Origin of the sequence: Parasphingorhabdus sp., from assembly GCF_039968395.1 — a bacterium.
In the GTDB taxonomy this organism is placed as follows: Bacteria; Pseudomonadota; Alphaproteobacteria; order Sphingomonadales; family Sphingomonadaceae; genus Parasphingorhabdus.
Window position 1 is genome coordinate 267,022 of record NZ_JBDVPV010000002.1, and the last position, 13,581, is coordinate 280,602.

Here is a 13,581-nt window from a genome sequence, read left to right on the forward strand (position 1 = left end):
TAACAAGCCCATGAATCGTTTTGTCTTTTAACAGGACAGAATATCAGGAGAAGTAACTGTGAAAACGCCCATATCCTCAAAACCAATTGCCATGGTCCTTGTTGCAGCGGGAGCATTGATGCTCAGCAGCTGTGAAAAAGCAGCGGAAGGCCAGGTTGCAGCCGTCGTCAATGGTGAGGAAATCACGCTCCAGGAAATCAATGCTGCGCTCGCTCAGGCCAGTGTTCCGGAGGGTGTGGACAAAAAGGTTCTCCAGCAGCGTGCGTTGCAGCAGATTGTCGATCGCAGGCTTCTCGCCCAATCCGCGAAAGACAGCGGTATCGATCAGGATCCCACCTATTTGATCCGGCAACGCCAGCTGAGCGAGGCCCTGCTCGTCCAGATGTACGCCGCCAAGGCCGGAACGACATTGAAAGTTCCCGACCAGACGGCAATCAATGCCTATACACAGGCCCACCCGTTCGCTTTTGCCAACCGGACAGTGTATGGCGTCGACCAGATCGTTTTTCCTGCACCGGCCAATCTGGAGGATCTGAAAGCTCTTGAATCTGCCAATACGCTGGAAGAAGTAGGCGCCATTCTGACCGAAATGAAAATCCAGTTTCAGCGGAAAGCCGCTCAGATGGATTCCGTACAGGTACCACCGGCAATGATGGCACAAATTGTCTCTCTGGCACCGGGAGAGCCGTTTGTGATTCCAACCGGTTCAACGGTGACAGCCAATGTGATCAAGGCACAGCAAAAAGTCCCGTTCAATGCTGATAAAGCAGGCCCGATAGCTGTTAAAGCCATTCGCAACGAAGAAATGGCCAAAATCATGAAGCAGCGACTTGGTGATGCAAAAGCCAAGGCTGAAATCACATATCAACCAGGATTTGAACCCGCCGCTGAAAAGGCTGACGAGGAAGAAAGCCCGGCCATCAAGGAAGCAATCGAAGTTCCTGCCGGTTAAGTATCTGAAGTCGATGGGCGGTCTGGAGAAGAGCCTTTCGAAGGCAAAACCAGACCGCCTGCGATCAGTAAAAGCGGAAGGATGACAAACGCGTTCAACAACGCGTCGAGCATGACCAGAATCATCATTACCGCAAATACCAGTCCCGGGTCACCAGCTGAAAAACGCCGATTGCGGTGATCCGACTGGCCAACCGGCTGTACCCTTGTCCACATTGCGTACAGCATTGAGCTGAACGCAAGGCATATTCCGATCAGACCAAATTGTCCGACCATCAAGAGGATGAATCCCCAAGGACGGCCGCCAAGGGGTTGCCACCAGTCCCATTGACCTGATCCTGCAATCAGGTTCTCCTGTATTATCGGCAATGCTTTTTGATCCTGACCGATCCGCCAGGAAAGAGATCCCCGTCCCGAGGCGCGCAGTCCGCTCCAGATCGCATGTCCAACTGCAGTTTCCTTGGCAATTGTACGAAGCGGTATAACGCCGCTCAGGTAAACGGACATGGCAAGTGCAAACAGCAACGCCATCGGCACAAATGCCTTGCGTAACCACATAAGTGCAGGACCGGACAGCAATATTGCCGCACCGAAGGCAAGTAAGACCAATGCACCTACCGATTGTGAAGCCACGGCGAGGGTCAGTAAAATCGCGGCGACGATTTTGCGTGCTGTTCGATGGGTGTCAACGGAGGCATGTTTCGCTCTCCAGATCGCCATCAACGCGGCACAGCACATCCAGAGTCCGTATTGATTGCCATCTTCGAACATGGCCAAAGGACGATGGCCAATATAGCGATCAATCCCGACGTCTGCGAAAGGATGCGGCCCATATAGCCATTGATATATTCTGGCATCCGACCAGCTTTCAAACAGCGCAATGGGCGCGAGCAGCAGTGTCAGGCCGACAAACGCATCGATAAAGGAAAGCTGGCCATCCCTGTCATTGAAAAAAAGTCGGGCCAGCAACCAGGGCGTGCCCCATATGACGAACAGGTAAAGGCTTGCCTGAACAGCATCGGGGCTGGCGTCTGTGCTGGCGAGCTGCAACATTGGCCAAAGGCATAGAGCAAAGATCGGGATATCAACCCAATGGGGCCGGAAATCAGCGAATGTCTTGGCGCTGCGAAACAGAGCAACACACAAGGCGGTCAGACTGGCCACCGAGGCTTTCGTCAGGAAGCCGACTGAAGGCAGGGCGACCGGCATGATCCAGTACGGAGAATCTGCGGACACGTGGTTTGTGTCCGGTACAGTCATGGTGGAAACCGGCAGGAAAATTATGCCGGCGAGATAGGCTATTGCCACCGCCATGGCGGGTTGAAACTTGATGGTCACTGCTGTGCCTGTCAGCAGAAAGCCAATGTAAATGAGCGTTGTGGCGTCCATGTCCCCGTTCACTGTTCAGTTGCAGCCTGCACAGCTATAAGGCAAAACCGGCATATGTCGCTATTTGTTAATTCGACGCAAACAGTTGGGCTGATTGCCTTTCTTCTGACTTTTATCTGCTGCGCCATGCATGGTCGGAGAAGAGTCTGGCGCTGTCTCGCGATCATATTCCTGTTGTTGACCTGCGAGCTGGTAGTTGAAGCACGCCACGGGATACGGGCGCTCGTGAACACTATTCTAGTACATGCCGATATTTATGGAAATCGCGGATGGCTGCAAATATCGTTGATTCTGATCTTGCTGATCTTCACGGCTATCATCCTAAAATATCTGGTATATCCCAGACTGCTGCCCGGTGCGAACGGGCGGCAAAAGCACGCTGTGGCCGCGACCGGTTTACTGGCATTGTTATTCGCTTCCGAACTGATTTCGGTTCATGCGATTGATGCAATATTCTACAACAGAATTGCAGGGGTGATGGTAATCGGATGGCTCTGGCTTCTGCTGGCGGGATTCACTTCGTTTCTGGCGTTAAAGGACCGCGCCAGCCCTGACTTGCCTCATCACAAGGAAGTCGCTGACAAATAACGGATTTGAATCCTTTTGGCTTTCGGGTAACGCATTCGACACCAATTCAGTCTATGGAATGTTGATGAGACTATTATTCGCCCTACCGGGATTTCATCGATACGAACGCGGTGCAGAAGTCGCCTTGCTTTCCGTTGCCGCCGAACTGGCGCGAACGGGTGACGAAGTGACCGTGATCGGGTCTGGCCAGGCGACCCCGGATGATCCCTATAAATTTATCCACGCGGGTTCCATCCGGCGAGAAAATTTCGAAAAATATCCTTTCATTCCGCCATTTCGAAGCGAAACGGTATATGAAGAAGCAACTTTTGCTGCCGGATTGGCAAGACGGTTCAAGCCGGCAGATTATGATGCTGCGCTGACCTGTTCCTACCCGTTTACCAACATGGTCCTGCGTCGACCCGTCGCTTCTGGCAACAAGCCGCTAAACATATTCGTCACGCAGAACGGAGAATGGCCAGCGGTATCCAATGACGCCGAATATCGCTTTTTCTCCTGCGACGGTCTTGTTTGCACCAATCCGGACTATTTTGAGAATAACAAGATGAACTGGAACTGTGCGACCATCCCCAATGGTATATCGGTTGACCGCTTCAAGCTGGGTTCGGGTAATCGCGGAAAGTTCGGTTTTCCCGAAGACCGCAAGATCGTGCTGATGGTCAGTGCACTGATACCCACCAAGCGGGTGATGGATGGCATGAAAGCAGTTGCGCCAATGGGCGACACCCATTTTGTCGTGGCAGGAGACGGGCCATTGCGAGCTGAAGTGAAGGCTCTTGCGGAGGAGATTTTGCCGGACCGTTTTACGCAATTGACGGTGTCACCGGATCAGATGCCGGAACTTTATCAATCTGCCGACGTGTTCCTGCACATGTCTTTGCTTGAATCCTTCGGCAATGTGTTCCCGGAAGCCATGGCATGCGGGCTACCGATTGTCGGACATGATACGACGCGATTGCGGTGGATCGTGGGTGATGACGAGTTTCTGGTTGATACCGAAGACAATGGCGCAGTGACACAGGCACTGGCTGCTGCTTTGGCAGCACGAGATGCCCCGGATCGCGGGGTGTCTTCGCGCGTCGCAGATTTCACGTGGTCCCGGATTGCGCAGCAATATCGCGCGTTTCTCGGTGAGCTGATGCAGAAAAGAGCCTCCGAACAGGCGATCAGCCAGACGGGCTAGCCAGACCATCAAAATAGGCAATAGTCTTTTCCAGGCCTTGTTTAAGCTGGATTTTGGGTTCCCATCCCAGCTCAGATTGCGCGAGGGAAATATTCGGTTTGCGCTGCTGTGGATCATCTTGCGGCAGCGGAAGATCAACGACTTTTGACCCCGAATTCGTCATTGCAACGACTTGCTCGGCCAGTTCGCGGATCGAAAATTCATTGGGATTTCCGATATTTACCGGACCGGTGAACCCTTCCCGGCTTCCCATGAGCTTCATCAGTCCATCGACGAGGTCATCGACATAGCAGAAGCTGCGGGTCTGGCTGCCATCGCCGAATATCGTGATGTCCTCGCCGCTCAGCGCCTGCATTATAAAATTGGATACAACCCGGCCGTCGGACGGATGCATCCGGGGACCATAGGTGTTGAAAATCCGGGCGACCTTGATTTCAATGCCGTGCTGTCGATGATAATCAAAAAACAGCGTCTCGGCGCAGCGTTTGCCTTCATCATAGCAGGATCGGATGCCGATCGGATTGACATTCCCCCAATAGTCTTCGGTCTGGGGGTGCACCGTAGGGTCACCGTAAACTTCACTGGTAGATGCCTGCAAAATCCGGCATTTTAGCCGCTTGGCAAGGCCCAGCATGTTGATCGCTCCATGAACGGAAACCTTGGTCGTTTGCACCGGATCATGCTGATAATGGATTGGCGAAGCCGGGCAGGCGAGATTGTAAATCTCGTCCACTTCGACAAACAAGGGCAGACAGACGTCGTGCCGCATAAACTCAAACCGGGGATGCTGCAGAAGATGCGCAATATTGCTTTTGGACCCAGTGAACAGATTATCGACACAAAGCACTTCGTGCCCTTGATCGATAAGCCTGTCGATCAAGTGGGATCCGAGAAACCCGCATCCTCCAGTGACAAGAACCCTTTTTTGGGCAAAATAGTCGCGGCTCATCCTGACATCTCCAGCAAATTCAATGCGTAACCCGATACAGATCGGCTGTATAACCGGCAAGAGTGTTGATTTGTTTAAGATTAACGGCATGAAAAGCATCAGATGTGGCATGAGCCTGTCGGATTAACAGCGTGACGTGCACAGGACGCTTTGATAGATTACAAGCTGGGCAATGCCGGTTCAGGCACAAGAGTGAGGTACGATGGCCAACGCATTCAGGATGACTTTGGCAGTTTGCGGAATTATTGGCCTGGCGGGCGCAGTATATTCGGCAACGGCATCAGTCGTTCCGGCCGGAGAAGTTGAACTGCCGAGCATTGCCAGCGATTTTGATATCGCATCGGAACTTTGGTCAGCCTGGGGCAATGGCAATATTCCTCCCAGTGCAGCGCCGGACGTCGTAGGTGCATTCCGGTTTGTCTGTAACCCGGGTCAGATCAGCTATGATGATCCGATTGTTTATCCCGGTCAGGCTGGCGCATCACATCTGCACCAATTTTTTGGGAATCTCGAAACAAATGCCGACTCAACCTATGCCAGTTTGCGCAAATCGGGTGACAGTACCTGCAATAATCGTTTGAACCGTTCGGCATACTGGATGCCGGCAATGTTGAACGGGCGCGGCAAAGTCGTGAAGCCGCATCGCGTTGCCATCTACTATAAGAGGCTTCCCAGTTCGTCTCCGTCATGCATTGGCAAAGGCAAAGAGCCGAAAATGAAATGTGTTGCCGTTCCGCGCGGATTACGATTTATCTTCGGGCATGACATGCTGAACAAATCCGGGCAGAAAACGGGTGGTGGCTATTTTAACTGCAAGGGCCCCACCGCGACGCCTGGCCATTATCCTGATATCGTAACGGCGGCACAAAACTGCCCTGCGGGAAACCAGCTCGGAGCGATCATTAATGCACCCAATTGCTGGGACGGCGTCAATCTCGACAGTTCGGATCACCGCAAACATGTCGCCTACAAGAAATGGGGCAATAACGGAAAAGCGCATTGTCCGAAATCTCACCCCTATATCATTCCCGCTTTTACCATGGGGGCCTGGTATGACACGGATGAAACACTGGATCGCTCGGGTGAATGGGATCCGGATAATCCAAGCTGGCATCTGTCGTCAGATCGCATGCCGGGAGTGAAGCCGTTGAAACCGGGCACCACATTTCATGCGGACTGGCTGGGAGCGTGGGATGATGAGGTGCTGGCCCTTTGGACGGCACATTGCATAGAACTGATGCTCAATTGTTCCGGCGGGGATCTGGGCAATGGCAAACAGATGAGAACGACCCATGGTTATGGCGAAGACAATCTGGAGCGCATAGTCGACGTGCCTCCTCCCCCTCGGCACCAGCAACATCGCAACCATGCGTTTGATGCGGCGGAAGATCGGGAACAATATTCATCATGACTGCTGCCCAGGCCGGAATGACAATTGCAAGCTGGGCCCTGGCATTGCCCTTGACCGCCCTCTTTGCAATTTTCAGCATCGAGATTATTGCCGGTCTGAAGAAATCCCGATCAGTTTCTGATGAGAACGATAATGCTGGCAATTCTCCATCCCGCGCGACGATTCTTGTCCCGGCTCATAATGAAGCCGGTATAATCGGCACGACGATCAGCGCACTCAGGTCGCGAATTGCAGACGGCATCGATATCCTTGTAGTCGCGGACAATTGTACGGATGATACGGCCAGTTTGGCCCGCGCAGCAGGTGCCGACGTCGCAGAGCGTCATGATGGATCTTTGCGCGGCAAGGCATATGCTCTGGCATATGGCCGCGATCGGCTTGCCGACGATCCACCGCAATGCGTAATCGTGATGGATGCTGATTGTATGCTTGAGCCGGGAAGCGCTGAATTGCTTTGCGAAACGGCCATGCAGGCCGATGCTCCGGTTCAGGCAACCAACCTGATACGAGGCGACAAGGCGGCGCCACCGATGGTGCAGATTTCCAATTTTGCGATGCTGGTGAAAAATCTTGTTCGGCAGCGCGGCATGACCAGAATGGGCGGGGCCGCCTTGCTGACCGGAACCGGCATGGCCTTTCCGTGGAAAATATTTGGCGAAGCCCCATTGGCAAATGCGGATCTTGCAGAGGATCTGGCGCTTGGGGTTACGTTGACCCGAAGCGGGAGTGTCCCGCTGTTCGTCGAAGCGGCTCAAGTATCAAGTGATGCTGCTGCGCACGAGGATACACTGGTCCAGAGAACACGGTGGGAGCATGGCTTCGTTGCCACGGCCCGACGCTATGCTCTTCCTCTGATCTCTTCAGGACTTGGCAAGCTTTCCGGTTCGCAGATCTTTCTCGGCTTGCACCTTCTGGTGCCGCCCCTGGCGCTGTTGTTTGCACTGGGTGGCATAACATTGGCAGCGATCCTGCTGCTTGGCGCGGGCGGAGCCGGATACGGGCCGGTTGTGGTCTTGGGTTTGATCATGTCACTGGCAGTGATTGTCACTTTGCTGGCATGGATATCATATGGTCGCACAGTGCTGACACCGGGATCACTCATCCGCATTCCATTCTATATCCTGTGGAAGATTCCCGTATATCTCAAACTTGTCGGCAACCGGGAGACCCGGTGGATTCGAACCCGGCGCGACGGAGAGGAAGCGCCAGACCCCTGATCGTCGAGTGGCTATCTGGTTTCGGTGCGGTCTTTGTGTCGAAACCAGATCGGGAAAATCCGAATGTCCTCAACCAGATATCGGCGCCACAAGCGGCGAGGTTCGCTGATAAGGCGAAAAGCCCATTCCAGACCTGCGGCCTGCATCCATTTCGGGGCACGCTTTTTGGCAGATGTAATAAATTCCAGCGAGGCACCGATGCACAAACCAACCCCGCGGCATTTCTGCGATTGCGCGCATTGATGAGCGATAATCTCGCTCTGCGGTGATCCGATCGCAAACAGAATATAGTCGGCACCCGCGTTTTCAACAAAATGGACAATCTCTTGCATGTCATCCGGTTTGTTCAGCACACCCATCGGGGGAATGTGCTGGCAATAGGTCGGTTGGGGATGCAACCGCTTGAGATGATCGAGCAGTTTGTCATCACCCCCAATAATCGCGACCCGATCCCCGGTTGCAAGTCGCTGATCGAAAAGTGAAGCCGTCAGGTCACTGCCCGGGACGACAGTGAGGCTGATACCCGACAGACTGGCCAGGGACTTGAGAATCCTGCTGTCACACACGGTCAGATCAGCTGCATCATAAGCGTCGCGAAAAAGCTGATGTTTGCTCTCCGGCTGTTTGGGATACAGATTTACAAGATGATCGACATTGGGAGTCACGACATAGGAAAATCGATCCTGTCGGGCCATCTGCACAATTTCCGTCAAAGCTTCAGCCAGATCGATTGAGACGATATCCACACCGAGAAACCGGACGGGCTTGTGATCGGTTCTGTCGCCGATCGCGACAGCGCGTTCAACCATCAGCTGAGCCGCCCGAAGAGTCCGCGTGTCGGTAATGTTCCGGGCGGTGGATCGATCGCGTAAATCGTGCTGGCTTCATTTTCGCCCAAAATTGCCTGGCGCGCGCAGATCTCGTCGCGAGCCCTTCGGCACGTCTGCTGGTACAATTGCCAGGCACTTGTTGACGCGGGATTGATCTTCGCAAACCGTTTTGCCGTAAGTATCGCACGCATCCGGTCATTTTTCTCGATCAAAAAATTGGTATAGACTCTGAACAGCACCAGGTCTTGTGGCAGCTTGTTAATGGCATCCTTGAAGACCCTGCTCGCCCCTGATTTGTCATTCTTGGCGAGATAAACATCAACCAGACCGAGATAGCCATCTCGCATTAGAGGATTGTCGCGAATGACGAGCTGGGCATCATTCGTGGCCAGAACATAATCCTCTGTTCTGATCGATTCCTTGACCTTGACCAGCAGCGCGTCTGCATTGGTTGTATCTTCTTCGAGAATGGCCAGCGCCATCTGCAGGCCCTCTTGCTGTTCTCCAAGTTGCTGCAAGGTCCGGGCATAAAGCGCCCGCGCTTCGACCCAGTAACCACTGGCAACCGAAACCAGTATGCGACGTGCATCTTCGGCGCGATCAACCGCAAGCATATAGCGAGCAATTTCTATCCGTGCTTCCAGAGAGCCCTTTGTCGCAAGGAATTGCAAAGTTGCGGCATTTACAGGCTGTGCATCATATTCCAGCCATCGGGACGTCAGTACGCCCAATGCGGTTTTATCCTTGATGTCGGCGCGTATTATTTTGTCGGCAAGGACGCGCGCCTTGTCGGTTTCTCCTGACTTGTAGAGTGTGTTGATATAGTCAATTGCCAGGCGATGATCTTCCGGACGTTTTTCAATCAGCCGCTCAAATGTCGCCTTCATTTCTTCAAGATTACCCAATTCACGATAAAGTTCGATCAGTGTCAGGTCGATGCCAACAGTGTTCCCGACATTTTCCACCGCTGCCAGTAACAGATCGAGCCCGGCTTGTGTTTCGCCGGTCAGTGCGAGAGTGCGGGCCTGGATGATAATCCCGGCCTCGTCGCCCGGTTTGACCGCCAGGATTCTTTCGGCAAATCCAAGCGCATCTTCGTGTTTTTTTCTGACAAGGGCAATCAGGCCTTTTGTCAAAAGCGCCTCAGGCTGTTCGGGCGAAAAAGACAAGATTGTATCAGCCGCGCTTTCTGCCTCACGCAGATATCCGGTCTGAAGGCCGAGCTGGGAGACAGCCTGTAATGCTTCCGGATTGGTAGCTTCCAGAGACAGGGCGTCGGAATATGCTGCAAAAGCGTCGCGCGCGCGCCCTGCAGCAAGCTCAATTCGGCCCCTCAGGATATGCAATTGCGGATCGTCATCCCGCTCCGCGATGGCTTCGGCAATTGCAACACGGGCACCGTACAGATCACGCGCATCCAGGCGCTGCTGTGCTTCTGCACCGGACCGTGCCGCATTTTCCATAGCCGAATCGCAGGCACTCAGTCCGGGCAGCAAAACCGCCATTATCGCAATGACTTGCGCCTTCCGAATCGGGCCGAAAACTGACAATATATCCCATCCCACCTGTTAGTCTGGTTCACTTTATAACGTTATAAATAGTAAATTATGAACTATTTTGCTGCTAAGTCCGCCTTTGAGGCAGGAAAAGCTATGTTTTGCAGTGGCAAGCCGCAGTTTTTACGACTATAGCACAACCGATATAGTTCATATGAGGGATGAGTATTATCCATGAGAAATATGTTTCTGGCCTTTATTTTGGTCCTGTTCCCGATTGCCGCGAATGCGCAATCTACCGACACACAAACGGCCGCCGCATCATCAAGCACAACGACCCAGTCTGCTTACCGGATCAATGCAGGCGACGATATTGAAGTCTATGTCTGGGGTGAAGAACGTTTGCAGCGTGCGATCAAGGTTCTCCCCGACGGAACCTTTTCTTTTCCTTTGGTTGGCCGTGTTGAAGCCATGGGCAAACTGCCATACGAGATCGAGGCGGTTATCAGCAAGGGTCTGGAAAACCAGTATCGAGGTCAGGTTCCACAGGTTACGGTTTCGGTTCAATCGCCGACGGGCTTTCAGTTTTCCATCATGGGCAAGGTCAATTCACCAGGCAGTTTCACGCCAGGGCGCTATGTGAATTTGCTGGAGGCGCTGAGCATGGCCGGCGGGCCTAGCCAGTTTGCCGATCTCGACGGGATTTCCATCATTCGCAAAACGCCACAGGGTCTGATCACCATTCGATCACGTCTGGGCGGATTGCTCAAGCGTAGCGGAGCTGCGAGTGCAGTGTCGCGACGTGCAATACCAGACATCGAATCCGGAGACACAGTAATTGTGCCCTGAACGATATTCCTAGGGAGGGAATAGATTGTGACCAGAATATTGACATCCGCAGCTCCGATCGCGTTTGCTGCCGGCAGCCTGATTCATGCTGTGCCAGCCATGGCGGAGACCGAGTTCACCACAGATGTTTCTTTGGGAGTTGGTGTTTCGACCAATCCCTATCTTCAGACGGGACCGGTTGATTCTTCGTTCAGCGGATCAGTGACTGTTTCCCCCCGGCTGACAGTGACTGAAGATCTGACGAGTTTTTCCCTGAGCGGTTTCGCACATATTGAAGAATATGAAAGAAACTTTCGCACCAACACCGGATTTGGTCTCACCGGTGGTGTCAACCACAGCGTTTCCGAACGGACCCAATTGCGTGGCAGCTTTGGCTATGACGGATCAATTACCGGGGTGAATGACGGATTTTTTAATCCGTCCAGTGTCATCGACGACAATTTTCTGCCTCCAATTGCGGACGATATTGCGCTTAACGGTACAAATCAACGACGCCATTCGTTTCAGGGCGGGCTCGGATTGTCACATGATCTGTCAGAACTGGACAGTATCAGTCTGGATGTTTCTGCAACCGCAATCCGGTTTGGTGATATGATCGTTCAGGACGAGTATAATGCCTTCAACCAGAATGTGGGCTATTCGCGAGTGTTGTCGGAAAACACATCAATTGGTGTCTCTCTCGGACTGAGCCAGATTAACTATCTGGGCCAAAGCCAGGGCGATTCAACTGTGATCACGCCAAGCCTGACATTTGATCAGAAACTGGGCCCGGATTTCACATTGTCCGGCTCGCTTGGCGCCTCTTTTACACGCGTGGACAATGGATTCGGAAAGACCAGTTCCACTGATTTCTCCGGCTCTTTGAGTCTGTGCAGACAAGGCGAAACAGGCAATTTTTGCCTGAACGCCAGCCGGCAAACCTTGCCTTCATCTTTCGATGGCGTCCGTTCTCAGACCAGTTTTGGCCTGGGATATAGCAAAAGATTGACCCGGGATGATGATATCAGCATCAGCGCCGGATATTCTCGCTCTTCCAATCCGATATTGGGGCCGATTCAGATCACCAATAGAAGCCTCGAATATGTGAACGCGGCTGCGACTTTGAACCACCGGTTTGCGGAACGCATAAGCGGATTTGTTTCGGTGGGATATAACGATACTTATCAGAGCGGTTTTAGTCGCGAGGCCAATAAACAGGTCAGTATCGGAATCAGATTTAAACTTGGAAGTGGCCGATGAGCATGGACAGTCTTGACGAACAGGAATTTGAGGGCGGAAATTTTCTGTCCCAGATTCCGGTGATTATCTGGCAACGCAAGTGGCTTTTCATAATCCCGTTCATTCTGTGCATAATCGCGAGTGCAGTCACGTATTTTGTATTGCCCACCGTTTATCGTTCTCAGGCAATCCTGCTGGTTCAATCCGCCCAATTGCCTGATGAAGTCGCCGGTGACGGGACAAATGAAATTGCCGATCGACGGATTTTGCGGATCCGGCAGCAGGTTCTGAGCCGTCCAGGTCTGATCGAATTGATCAACAAATATGAACTTTATCAATCCGAGCGCGGGGGTACGCCTCTGTCAGAGATTGTAGAAGACATGCGCGGTTCAATTGAAATCGCCCCCATGACGGGCGAAGTGCAGCGGCTGGGTAACGGCCAGAATTCGACGATCGCATTTGTACTGGCTTATGAATATTCAGATCCGATCAAAGCGCAAAGCGTCGCGCAGGATCTTACCGAACAGGTCCTGCAACTTGATTCAAGCGTAAACTCGCAACAGGCGAACAGTACGGAGGAATTTCTGACCGATCAGGCGGCCGGACTGGAAGAGCAGATACAGATAATCGAGAATCAGATTGCGATGATCAAGGCGCGAAATGGCGCGGTTCTCGCCAATAGCGGTGGCGCATCCATGTTTGGTGGCACCGGCGGCTATGATATTCAGATTGGACAGTTGCGCCGGGAAAACTCGCAGTTGGTGTCACAGCGGGAAGATCTGCTGAAATCATCCAATCGCGACCCCGTCGTCAGTGCGGCAGAGCAGCAGCTGGCGGGCGCGAAAGCGGTATATTCCGACAATCATCCTGATGTTGTCATTGCCGAACAGCGGCTCGCAGAAGCCAAGGCGCTCGCGGACCAGAATGTGACCAAAATCCCGCTCGATTCAATTGATCAGCAGATATCCTTCAACAATGCCCAGATCGCGACCCTGCGAGCGGCAAAGGCAGCGGATGGCGCCAGAATGTCAGCGGCCATGTCGGCACAGGCAAAAGCCCCGCTCGTTCTGCAACAGATTGAGCAACTCCAGCAACGCCTGAACGGATTGAACCAGCAATATCAAACCGTATCCTCGCGGCTGCTTTCAGCGCAGGCCGGTGTGAAGGCGGAGAATGAGCAGATGGGCGAACGGCTGTCCGTAATCGATCCTCCGGTCATTCCCGATAAACCGTCTTCTCCTGACTGGATGTTGCTTTCCGCCGCTGGCCTGGGCGGCGGCATTGCCCTTGGCATAATGCTGGTATTTGGAACCGAGTTATTCCTGCAGCCGATTCGGGACCCCAAAACGATTTCAACAGCAATGGGTGTCCCTCCAATGGTTGTCATTCCAATCATCAAGGAGCAGGCGGAAGAAAAGCCTGCCCGGAGTTTCTGGCCTTTTCGGAGACGAACCGCCGAGGCTAGCTAGCATCGAATTCTAACCCTCATTCTTTCCTGGA

The 13,581-nt window shown here is 53.1% G+C and carries 12 protein-coding genes; 8 read left to right on the forward strand and 4 right to left on the reverse strand.

Translation table 11 applies throughout. From position 1 onward, the window contains the following. Positions 1-58 precede the first annotated feature (58 nt). Positions 59-952, forward strand: coding sequence for an EpsD family peptidyl-prolyl cis-trans isomerase (locus tag ABJI30_RS05450; protein ID WP_348016169.1), 894 nt, complete (start codon positions 59-61; stop codon positions 950-952). Here ABJI30_RS05450 and ABJI30_RS05455 read toward each other — a convergent pair. Next, positions 949-2,340 carry a hypothetical protein gene (locus ABJI30_RS05455; RefSeq protein WP_348016170.1) on the reverse strand — a complete coding sequence of 464 codons (1,392 nt, stop codon included), beginning with the start codon at positions 2,338-2,340 and terminating at the stop codon, positions 949-951. The two genes, ABJI30_RS05450 and ABJI30_RS05455, sit on opposite strands and share 4 nt — an antisense overlap. A gap of 225 nt (positions 2,341-2,565) precedes the next feature. On the opposite strand from ABJI30_RS05455, the gene ABJI30_RS05460 reads away from it, so the two are divergent. Then, the gene (locus ABJI30_RS05460; RefSeq protein WP_348016171.1) at positions 2,566-2,928 is read left to right on the forward strand and encodes a hypothetical protein; all 363 of its coding nucleotides are present in this window, start codon (positions 2,566-2,568) and stop codon (positions 2,926-2,928) included. Between the two features lie 64 nt (positions 2,929-2,992). Further along, on the forward strand, positions 2,993-4,111 hold the full coding sequence (locus ABJI30_RS05465; RefSeq protein ID WP_348016172.1) for a glycosyltransferase family 4 protein: 1,119 nt from the start codon (positions 2,993-2,995) through the stop codon (positions 4,109-4,111). Here the strand turns inward: ABJI30_RS05465 and ABJI30_RS05470 are convergent. Beyond that, positions 4,095-5,060, reverse strand: coding sequence for a UDP-glucuronic acid decarboxylase family protein (locus ABJI30_RS05470; protein ID WP_348016173.1), 966 nt, complete (start codon positions 5,058-5,060; stop codon positions 4,095-4,097). The two genes, ABJI30_RS05465 and ABJI30_RS05470, sit on opposite strands and share 17 nt — an antisense overlap. Positions 5,061-5,262: 202 nt before the next feature. Between ABJI30_RS05470 and ABJI30_RS05475 the strand changes: the two genes are divergently transcribed. Together ABJI30_RS05475 and ABJI30_RS05480 are read left to right on the forward strand one after the other, a co-directional pair. Continuing rightward, positions 5,263-6,471 carry a DUF1996 domain-containing protein gene (locus tag ABJI30_RS05475; RefSeq protein ID WP_348025401.1) on the forward strand — a complete coding sequence of 403 codons (1,209 nt, stop codon included), beginning with the start codon at positions 5,263-5,265 and terminating at the stop codon, positions 6,469-6,471. Beyond that, positions 6,468-7,688 carry a glycosyltransferase family 2 protein gene (locus ABJI30_RS05480; RefSeq protein ID WP_348016175.1) on the forward strand — a complete coding sequence of 407 codons (1,221 nt, stop codon included), beginning with the start codon at positions 6,468-6,470 and terminating at the stop codon, positions 7,686-7,688. Before ABJI30_RS05475 ends, ABJI30_RS05480 begins: the two co-directional genes overlap by 4 nt. Before the next feature lie 11 nt (positions 7,689-7,699). Here ABJI30_RS05480 and ABJI30_RS05485 read toward each other — a convergent pair whose 3' ends face one another. Together ABJI30_RS05485 and ABJI30_RS05490 are read right to left on the reverse strand one after the other, a co-directional pair. Beyond that, entirely contained in the window at positions 7,700-8,497 is a 798-nt protein-coding gene (locus ABJI30_RS05485; protein ID WP_348016176.1) for a WecB/TagA/CpsF family glycosyltransferase, read from the reverse strand. Continuing rightward, positions 8,497-10,068 carry a tetratricopeptide repeat protein gene (locus tag ABJI30_RS05490; RefSeq protein WP_348025402.1) on the reverse strand — a complete coding sequence of 524 codons (1,572 nt, stop codon included), beginning with the start codon at positions 10,066-10,068 and terminating at the stop codon, positions 8,497-8,499. The genes ABJI30_RS05485 and ABJI30_RS05490 overlap by 1 nt, the downstream gene beginning before the upstream one ends. Positions 10,069-10,248: 180 nt before the next feature. Between ABJI30_RS05490 and ABJI30_RS05495 the strand changes: the two genes are divergently transcribed. From ABJI30_RS05495 to ABJI30_RS05505, 3 genes are read left to right on the forward strand one after another with little or no spacing between them, the layout of a single operon-like run. Then, positions 10,249-10,863 carry a polysaccharide biosynthesis/export family protein gene (locus tag ABJI30_RS05495; protein ID WP_348016178.1) on the forward strand — a complete coding sequence of 205 codons (615 nt, stop codon included), beginning with the start codon at positions 10,249-10,251 and terminating at the stop codon, positions 10,861-10,863. Between the two features lie 27 nt (positions 10,864-10,890). Next, complete coding sequence (locus ABJI30_RS05500; RefSeq protein ID WP_348016179.1) at positions 10,891-12,102, forward strand: outer membrane beta-barrel protein; 1,212 nt, start codon at positions 10,891-10,893, stop codon at positions 12,100-12,102. After that, positions 12,099-13,550 (forward strand): Wzz/FepE/Etk N-terminal domain-containing protein, encoded by a 1,452-nt coding sequence (locus tag ABJI30_RS05505; protein WP_348016180.1) that lies wholly within the window; start codon positions 12,099-12,101, stop codon positions 13,548-13,550. Before ABJI30_RS05500 ends, ABJI30_RS05505 begins: the two co-directional genes overlap by 4 nt. The last annotated feature ends 31 nt before the right edge of the window (positions 13,551-13,581 follow it).